This is a genomic window from Ensifer sp. Root278, from assembly GCF_001429285.1.
GTDB lineage: Bacteria > Pseudomonadota > Alphaproteobacteria > Rhizobiales > Rhizobiaceae > Ensifer.
In genome coordinates, this window is the sequence record NZ_LMJJ01000003.1 from 375,272 (window position 1) to 384,699 (window position 9,428).

6 protein-coding genes and 1 pseudogene are annotated in these 9,428 nt (G+C 60.7%); 2 read left to right on the plus strand and 5 right to left on the minus strand.

Annotated features, from left to right (window positions below):
• Nucleotides 1-1,356, minus strand: a complete 1,356-nt coding sequence (locus ASE60_RS05830; RefSeq protein ID WP_057248773.1) for an MFS transporter — start codon at nucleotides 1,354-1,356, stop codon at nucleotides 1-3.
• A gap of 114 nt (nucleotides 1,357-1,470) precedes the next feature.
• Here ASE60_RS05830 and ASE60_RS05835 point away from each other — a divergent pair, with 114 nt between their 5' ends.
• Both ASE60_RS05835 and ASE60_RS33475 read left to right on the plus strand, forming a co-directional pair.
• Complete coding sequence (locus ASE60_RS05835) at nucleotides 1,471-2,382, plus strand: LysR family transcriptional regulator (RefSeq protein WP_057248774.1); 912 nt, start codon at nucleotides 1,471-1,473, stop codon at nucleotides 2,380-2,382.
• A 317-nt stretch (nucleotides 2,383-2,699) separates the two neighbouring features.
• Nucleotides 2,700-3,001: pseudogene (locus ASE60_RS33475) on the plus strand (VapC toxin family PIN domain ribonuclease); the annotation flags it as partial.
• A gap of 26 nt (nucleotides 3,002-3,027) precedes the next feature.
• Here the strand turns inward: ASE60_RS33475 and ASE60_RS05840 are convergent.
• The 4 genes from ASE60_RS05840 to ASE60_RS05855 all read right to left on the minus strand — a co-directional run bounded on the left by ASE60_RS05840 (nucleotide 3,028) and on the right by ASE60_RS05855 (nucleotide 9,374).
• Nucleotides 3,028-5,259 carry a tetratricopeptide repeat protein gene (locus ASE60_RS05840; protein WP_244495555.1) on the minus strand — a complete coding sequence of 744 codons (2,232 nt, stop codon included), beginning with the start codon at nucleotides 5,257-5,259 and terminating at the stop codon, nucleotides 3,028-3,030.
• 379 nt (nucleotides 5,260-5,638) lie between these two features.
• Nucleotides 5,639-6,418, minus strand: coding sequence for a hypothetical protein (locus ASE60_RS05845; protein WP_057248775.1), 780 nt, complete (start codon nucleotides 6,416-6,418; stop codon nucleotides 5,639-5,641).
• 115 nt (nucleotides 6,419-6,533) lie between these two features.
• Complete coding sequence (locus ASE60_RS05850; RefSeq protein WP_057248776.1) at nucleotides 6,534-7,565, minus strand: HAD family hydrolase; 1,032 nt, start codon at nucleotides 7,563-7,565, stop codon at nucleotides 6,534-6,536.
• Between the two features lie 162 nt (nucleotides 7,566-7,727).
• Nucleotides 7,728-9,374 (minus strand): arylsulfatase, encoded by a 1,647-nt coding sequence (locus ASE60_RS05855; RefSeq protein ID WP_280137704.1) that lies wholly within the window; start codon nucleotides 9,372-9,374, stop codon nucleotides 7,728-7,730.
• Nucleotides 9,375-9,428: the final 54 nt, after the last annotated feature.

Here is a 9,428-nt window from a genome sequence, read left to right on the forward strand (position 1 = left end):
TTACGCGCGCTGACTGGCTCGCGGCAGCCGCAGAACGAAGGGCAGCGGCAACAAGATCAGAACGGCAGCGATCACAAAGCAGTAGCGGTAGGGCAGGACGTCGGCCACGCCGCCGCTGGTCGCCAGGAAAAGCCCCAGCAGGCCTCCCAGCACACTCGCACCGAGCGAGAAACTGAGCTGACGGTTGATGTTCCACAGCGCACTTGCCTCTGCCATCCGTTCCGTCCGAACCGACGTAAAGGCTGCCGTCTGGGCGGTGGACGTGCAAAGGCTTGCCCCGAAGCCCATTGCAGCAAAGGACGCGATGATGAACTTTCCGGCGAATGGCGTGGCCAGCAGCAGCACGCCGGCGCAGGTGACCGTCATGCCGACGAGAAAGAGCGGGCGCGGGCCGCGGGACGCGAACAGCCGCCGCGTCGACATGATGGCGACGAAGGATGCTGCTGCCCATGGAAGCATGAGCATGCCGGTCTGTGTGGCCGTCAGACCAAGGCGGTCCTGCAAGTACAGGGAGGCGACCAGGTTTACGCCCGTGAAAACGCCCGGCACACACAGGTAGATGATGCTGCCAGTCCTGAGCATCGGATCGGAAAGCAGATGCAGATCAAGCAGCGGATTGCGCGAGCGCAACGCATGGCGGACATAGGCAGCGCCCGCGACGACCGCCAAGGCAAGGACAATTGCGGCATGAACGCCGTTTCCCGTCTGACTAATGAGCGTCAGACCAAGGGGAAGGCAAAACAGGGTGATGGCGCTCAGCAGGAAGCCGGGAATGTCGAGCGCCGGCTTCGCTTCCGCCAATCGATCGACGGGAGCCCAGGCAAGGGCCAACGCAGCTATCGCCGCTGCCAGTGGCGCAACGCCGATAAATACCCAGCGCCAGGACACATGATCGGCCGCGAGCCCGCCGATGGCGGGTGAAAGTGCCGGCACCAACAGCGCGACCGTCATGACCACGGCCGTCAGATGGGCGCGGTCTTCCGGAAGATAGGCGCGATAGGCCATGCTCTGGCCGACCGGCACGAGCAGTCCTCCGCCGAGACCTTGAACGAGGCGCCAGGCAAGAAGCGTCTCAATCCCAGTGGCGCTGCCTCCGCCGATACCGCCCACCGCAACAATGAGCAGGGAGGCAATGAACACGCGGCGTTCGCCGATCCGGCGCGCAAGCCAACTCCCCAGCGGAATGGCGACAGTCAGGCCAAGCATGTAGATCGTGCCGACCCAGGCGAGCTGCACGACCGATGCGCTCAACTCGCGTTGCAACGCCGGCAGGGCGGCGTTGAAGATGAACATATTCGCGAGATCGACTGCGAATCCGAGAAGGTAGAGGGTGGCAATTCGGGAGCGGGCGGACAACGGGAAAACCTTCGATGGGAATGACGTCCGCAGGGATATTCCCTTTCATGCCGTCGAATAAGTCGATACAATTAGACATCACCTGTCGTATATTTTTACCAATTGGAGTGCTACATGGCGGTGAGTCTGGATCGCCTGACTGTTTTCCGAGCCGTCGTGGAAACAGGATCGTTCACAGCGGCTGCCAAGCAACTCAATCAGGCCAGAGCCGCCATCAGTTTCAACCTCAAGCAGCTCGAAAGCGAATTGGGCGTCACACTCCTTCATCGCACCACGCGCAGCCTTGGTCTGACCGATGCCGGCGAACGGTTTTATGCGCGCTGCCTGCGCATTCTCACGGAAGCCGATGAGGCGATTGCCGAAGCGCGCATGGAGCAAACGGTGCTGAGCGGCAGCTTGCGGCTGACATCGACCGTTGAATATGGCGTCGCGGTGATTGCTCCGGCCCTTCAGGAATTCGCCGCGCTGCATCCAGACCTCGACATCCAGTTCGAGGCCTATCCGACGAATGTCGACCTCGTGCGCGATCGCTTCGATGTCGCCATCCGGCTGGGGCGCAACGAGCAATTCCAGACCTCGCCATATGCCGGTGTGCATTTGGGGACGTATCAGATCAGGCTGGTCGCGTCGCCGGACATCATCGCCGGCGTCGAAGAAACTGCTATTGGTACGCCGGAGATGCTGAGCGCGTTGCCGTACATCAGCAATGCCACCGTCGACCGTGTGAAAAGCTGGAAAATGTACGACGAAGACGGCCGCGAATGCACATTCGAGGTGCCTCGTCAGTCCCGGCTGCTTGCCAACAACGCGTCGGTCGTCAAGGCGCTGGCGGTTGCCGGCGCAGGCGTAGCACTTCTGCCTGACTGGTTCGTGGCGCCAGAACTCGCCGAGGGCAAGTTGGCCGACGCCCTGCCGTCCTATCGCTTCCCCGATCACCAGATTTACGCGATGCACCTGCCCATGCAGATGGTCCCGCAGAAAATCCACGCCTGGCTCCGTTTCCTCAGGGATTATGTCCGTCGTTGAACTTCCTGGCACGGCACGGCGGACTTCTGCTCGGAAGGTGTCAGCGCGCCTGATTTCCGACCTCCCCATCACGTAGTGGCTCACAATTTTCGTTGCTGGTTGGTCTGAAAACCGCTTTCGTCGAACGGAGAAACGTTTTTCAGCGTTGAACGCTTACCGTCAACCCAGCCGAGATAGAGCGCTTAGGTTGCAGCCACGCCTCTGCGCCGGCCGCGCAGTGGCGGCGAGCGCAATGGCGTTCCTCTCCTGTCACCTCGGCTGGATGCGCCGCCAATAACGCTCGAAGTTATTAATGTCTTGTGTGATGAATTGCCGTTATATTATTGTTTTACAGCAATATTTTGATTGCTTTGTTTGATCCAAGCCATGTAACCCATGACGATGCGCACGAATGGTTCGCAGCGATTGGCCAGCTCGCCGAGGCGACCTGCCCAATGACCGAAAATGGCTTCATCCGGATTGTGGGCAACCCCAAATATCCCAATTCTCCCGGTTCTCCGTACCTCGTAATGGAGATGATGGGAAAACTGCGGTCGCTCCCCGGCCACAATTTTTGGCCTGCCGACGTGAGCCCGTTGGGTCCGGTGATATTGATCCCACAAAAATTCTGACTGCTGGATAGGTCACTTCGTCCGACAGGCGCGCTTACCTGCCATGTTGAACTGCATCCTGTAATTGCCTGACGAGTTCTGCGGTCCGTGGATCGTTCGGCTGGAGACGAGCGAGTGCCTCCGCAAACTCGAGCGTCTCGGCATGGCGGCCAAGTTTGAGGCCAAACTGAATGGCAGTGCCGAGCAGATTGGCGTCTGTTGCACCACCTGCGACAGCCGGATCGAACAACGCGAAAGCGGCATCCGTCCGGCCAACCGCATCGAGCGCGATCGCCGCCGTCGTCCTGTATCGGGAATTCATTGGATCCAGGCGCACGGCAGCCTCCAGTTCCCGGATCGCGTCCGGCATTGCCTTTTGACGAACGAGCGACAAACCATGCCCGTAGCGGAGCTCGGGCCGATCCGGGTTGGCCGCGACCGCCTCGGCGTAGGTCTGTTCGGATTTCTCATTGTCACCGCTGGCGCGATACAGCTCGGCGAGATTGATGCGCGCACCCGAAAGCGTCGGATCGAGAATAATCGCCTGGCGGAACGCCTTTTCCGCGTCGTCCGTGCGCCCCTGTTCGAACAGGAAGGTCCCATGGTTGTTCTGTACCTCGGCGACGTCCGCGTTGGCCTGGACATAGGCGCGCAAATCGTCGACGGCCGCATCGAAGGCCCGGCGTTGGTCGCCGAGAAGGTCCAGTGACGGGGTGCTGCCAAGAGCCCTGGCAGCGGCCACCCGGACTGCTCGGGTTTCGTCGCCAAGAAGAACGCCGATCGCGGCCAATCGAAGTTCAGGCGGCAAGCTGGCAGCCGCTTCTGCTGCCCCCAGTCGGACGAGCGGATCGGAGTCTTTCGCTGCAACTTCGACGTCTGCGGCCGTGGCTACTCCGTCGAGCCTCGTCATTTCGGCAATCGCACTGCCCCTGACGATGCCTGGTTGTTCGCGGTCGGCCAAAAACCTGCGCAGATCATCGATCGCTGCACGATCGTCCTGCGCCGCTGCCGCGAAGGCGTGCGCTATCGTCGGGCGATTGCGCCAGTGCTTGCCGTACCATTTGTCCATGGTCTCCGCTGACCATGCGTTTGTCCTGCCTTCATGACACGAGGTGCAGGCATTCGGGACGCCGTAGGCTTCGGAAAGGTCTGGGCGCGGGATCACGAAGGAGTGGTCGCGTCGCGGATCCGCCTTCATGTAGGTGCGCTGGGGCATGTGGCAGTTGGCGCATTGCGCGCCGGGCGACCCCGTCGGGTGATGGGTATGTGCCGTCGTGTCGAACACTCCGCTGGGATCGTATTTTTCAAAACGCTCCGGTGCCGTTTCAGTGTGGCATTGCGTGCATAGGGCGTTGCCGACGGCCTTGACCGTACCTTCATGTGGCTTGTGGCAATCAAAGCAGGTGACGCCCGCTCTCGCCATCTTGCTCTGCTGGAAGGAGCCGTACTCGAACACCTCGTCGAGAATCTGTCCGTCCGGAAAATAGAGGTCCCGGCGGAGCAGCGCCGGCGAAAAATGGTCGAGGAAGGCGTTTCCGGGTCGATAGCCATCGACAAGCTTGGTCCGCCGCGCGTGACAGGCAAAACAGGTGCCTGCATCGACCTTCGACAGGCCCAGACCGGGCGCCGCCGTCGGGGCATCTTTGGATTTGGCCTTGGCCCACTCGACATGCTTCGCACCGCCGCCGTGACAGGACTGGCAGCCGATGCTGGTCGCGACGTAGGACGACTTGTATTCGTTCGTCTCCGGCCGAAAATTGACCTGAGGGTTGGTGGAATGGCAGTCGATGCAGGTGCGGTTCCAGCGATAGAAAGGCCCGGTCCAATGAAATGTCGAGCCGGGTTTTGCCGGACTGCCTTCGCCGAGCCAGAACCACGCCTGCTTGTCTGTGTCCCAGGCAACATCGAAAGCCTGCAATCGTCCGTGACCGAGATCGATCAGATATTGCTGCAAGGGTTCGTAGGCAAAAGTGTATTTAACCTCGAAGTCCGCTTGCCGGCCGTCCGGTCCTTCCGTGCGGACGAAGAAGCGACCGTCGCGGCGGAAGAACTCTGCCGCAATGCCATCGCGCTCGAACCGGGTGTTGTTGAAATCGGCACGCACTGTCGTGTCATCGGCAAGAGCCATCGCCTTGGCGTGATGCGACGTGGCGAATGCGGCCGCCTCATCGGCGTGGCAGGACGAACATGTCGTCTCGGCCACGAACCCGTCATGAATCGCGATCAGCGGATCGGCGGCAGGCGGAACCGTCTCGGCCGCAACGGTCTGTGCGGCGAACGCAAGCAAGGCGCCAAACAATAGGGCTGCGCGAATAAATGCCGCTGAGAGAACAAACCCCGTCAATCGAACGCTCCGTATCGTTCTGGAACAAAGGTCTCGCTGCACCCGGCAGCGTGACCAAAGCATCGGGCAGAAAAGCAACTGAGAGAACCNCAACAGGCAGACAACACCGATCCAAACAATAGGGCTGCGCGAATAAATGCCGCTGAGAGAACAAACCCCGTCAATCGAACGCTCCGTATCGTTCTGGAACAAAGGTCTCGCTGCACCCGGCAGCGTGACCAAAGCATCGGGCAGAAAAGCAACTGAGAGAACCCAATCAGCCGAGCTTTCCATTTTTTGTTCGTGGCGGCTGTGTTCGTGCTGACTACAACAACCTGCCAGGTTAGTAGCAAGGCGGGTACGGATAGTAGCCGCATTGCGGCGGGTAGTAATACGGATTGGCTGCTGCAGCGCCGACGGCGGCACCAGCCACCACCCCCGCGGCAACCGGAGCGCCGCGATACCAAGCCCCGTGATAGACGGGCGCGTGCCAATAGGCACCTCCGACATGGGCGAAACTGGCGTCCCCGACACGCGCATAGCTTCCATGAAACCCGCCGGCACCAAAGTCCCCACCGCGGAAGCCACCTCCGCCAAAAYCACCGCCGCCAAAACCACCGGCGAAATGATCAATGAAAACCGCAGCGGGTCCGGCCGCACCACTCAGACTTCCTTCCAGAACGGCAATATCGAAGGTCAGCGTAGTACCTTCCAGTTTTGGAGATTTCAGAGTGACCACGACGTCACTGACGTCCGAGCCGCCACCTCCCAGCACCGACACCGTTGCGTTTGGAGGGTCGACAGCGAAGTTGTCCTTGCCYTCATCCCACTGCATGATGAACTGTTCGGTGGTTACATGTCCGGCGGCCCGCACCGGTCGATCGGCAAAGACGATCGAATTTGCCGACACRCCAGTCAGAACCAATTTGTCACCRTCGATCTTGGCGCCATCCGARTTGATGACYGCAAGTGACGGCACCGGACCGGTGGGCGCGACCGTTCCGATCGCCTTGCCCAGCGGCACATGCTGCTTCTTCGTGGAATCCTGGGCGAGTGCAGCRGTTGCCGCCAGTGCCAGGCCTCCGACAACGGCTATCAAGCCGGCGACATGATTGATTTTCATCRTGGATGTCCTTCGAGTTTGGGATAAGCGGCAGGGCCGCCTGTCCTGATGRCCTCACGAACGTGGATGGACATTGACTGCACAAGAGKGTCGCAYACGATGCACGCAACGCAGTCTACTTCTTCGGAAAGATCTCTTTCCAATCTGCCTTCATGTCGACCACGGTCCATTTGTTTATCGCCGCTGCATCGAGCGCCTCGTCGAGGCGGCCGAATTCCGTGTCGCGATCGTAGGCGTATTCACGTTCGGCATCGGTGTGATGAATGAGCATGGCGAAACGGACGCTCCCACCCGTCATTGTCGTCCATTGCAGCATTTCCAGGTCGCCGTCGGAATTGCCGAAGGCGGCGATCGGGCGGCGGCCGATATGCTCGTTGATGCCGACCGGCTTGCCGCTCTTGTCATCGATGAAGTTGACCTGCGGCAGGCGAAACAGGGTCGGCATCCCGTCACGCATCTCGAACTGGGTTTTGATCGACGAGCCTACGACCTGCTCGGGCGGGACGCCATAGACCTGTTCCGACCACGGCCGCATGAACTCGATGCCGCCGCCGGATACGATGAAGGTCTTGAAGCCGTTGGCGCGCAGATAGGCYAGCAGTTCAAGCATCGGCTGGTAGACGAGCTCGGTGTAGGGACGCTTGAAGTGCGGATCGCGTGCGGTGGCAAGCCAATCGGAAACGACCTTCTGGAACTCGTCGCTGGTCATTCCGCTATGGGTTGTCATGATGAGCTCGATGAGGCCCTTTTCGCCGGATGCGGCAAGGGTCTTCATGTCGCCTTCGAGCACTGCCTTGAACGGCTGCGTGTCCTTCCATTCCGGATGGGACGGAGCCTCGGCCTTCACACGGTCGAGCGCGAAGGCGAGTTGGGTATACATCGGATGCTCSACCCACAGCGTGCCGTCATTGTCGAAGACGGCGATGCGCTCAGGCTCCGGGACGAARTCGGGCGTGTTCTCYGTCGTCACCTTCTCGACAAAGGCGACGATGGCCGCCTTCGGGGCGGTATCGTTCCAYGACGGCAGCGGATCGGTCTGGGCCTGKGAAGGATCGCCGGAGCAGGCGACAGCGATCGGAACCAAGATTGCCGCGAGCGTTACGAACAGTCGACGACGGCCGCGCTCGAAATGATGGAACACTCCCATGTCGTGTCTCCTGTTGTTGGCGAGCAGTTGCCGCGGTAACGGCAAGCGCCTTGGGGGTCGTTCCGCTACTTTCCCRTGAAAAATACAGAGCGATCCGCAGCGCGTCCGGTTGGCAGGCGGCCGTCCTGGGCCGCCCCGCCATGTCGTACGCCCATTGGCGCGTCAGTCGTGACCGGTCTTCATTTCCCGGACCTGCTGCATGACCTGCTCCAGATTGTAGCTTGCCGGGTCCTGCATCGGCGGGAAGTCGACGTAGGTCTGGAGGTGCTTCAGCCACAACTGCTGCCCGATGGGTAGCATGTTCCAATCGTAGACGTAGGCRGTGGACGGTGATGCGATGGCTCCGCCCGTACCGAAGAGCGTCTTCAACTGTTGTCCTACCGAAGTCTCGAAAGGATCGCGCTTGATGTTGACGACCTGCGTCCAGGCGTAGGGGACCACGCCCGTGATAAAGCCAGCCGGGTCGTCCGACACCATCGCGAAGTACATCTTCCAGTTCTTGTATCGCACTGCCGACGGCTCCTTACCGGAGTAGTACAAGAAGTGGTCGCGCGCGGATTTTTCCGACTTGCCTTCCAGGTAGTCGCGCTGGTTGACCCCGTCGAGCGTGGTCTTGGCGATGCCAGGATACTCGCCCTTCTCGATCCGCGCCTTCAGCTCGTTGCCCTTGGGGCCGCCGGCAATGTCGACCAAGGTGGGCAGCCAGTCGAGAGCGGCGAACATCTCGTTCTTCACCGTTCTGGGCTCGATATGCCCGGGCCAGCGTACAACCAGCGGCGCGCGCATGCCGCCTTCCCAGGTGGACAGCTTGCCGCCCTTGAAGGGGGTGGTGCCGCCGTCGGGGAAGGTGATCGTCTCGGCGCCGTTATCGGTGGTGAAGACGATGATGGTATTGTCGAGCTCACCCATCTCCTCAAGCTTTTTCAGCACGTAGCCGATGTTGTCGTCCATCTGCTTCATGCCGGCTTCGTTGACGCCCCAGTCCTTGCCGCCAGGCTCGCCGACCATGGCCAGGTACTTGTCCGGGAGCACGGTCGTGATGTGCATACGGGCCGGGTTGTACCAGACAAAGAACGGCTTCTTCGTCTTCTCGGGATCGTTGCGGTCGAGGAAGTCGATAACCTTGGCCGAGATCTCCTCGTCCACGGTCTTCGATCGCTCCAGCGTCAGCGGGCCCTGATCCTTGCAGCTTTGGTTCGCCGCAGTCCCGTCGGACGATGTGCACGCGAGCATCGGMCGCGGTGGCGTCAGGCAAGTKGTCGTCTTGGGATCAACGGCCGCGGGATCCTCYGCAAGTCCTGGGATCGGCGTGTTCTTGCAAGGCGGCGCGAGTGTCTGCTCGGTCGGTGTCCTGTTGATATCAGGGAAGCTTACTCCCTGCATGGCGTCGAGGTGATACAGATACCCCCAGAACTCCTGGAAGCCGTGCGCGGTCGGCAGGGATTCAGTGTGATCTCCGAGATGGTTCTTGCCAAACTCGCCGGTGTTGTAGCCGAGATCGAATAGGAACTTGGCGAGCGAAGGCGTGCCGGTCCGCAAGTAGGACGGGCTTCCGGGAATTTCCGGTAGGACCATGCCGACGCGCACCGGCTGCATGCCGGTGAGGAAGGCAGTGCGTCCGGCCGTGCAGCTCTGCTCGGCGTAGTACGTCATGAACTTCGCACCCTCATTGCCGATGCGGTCAATGTTGGGCGTTTCTCCCACCGCAATGCCTTGATGATAGATGCTCGGCTGCATCCAGCCGATGTCGTCGCCCATGATGAACAGGATGTTCGGCTTTCTCGTCTCCTGAGCTTGCGCCGGGGCGATCGCGCCCCAGAGAAACGCCACAGTCGTCAACGCACCGAGACTGTAACTAAGGCT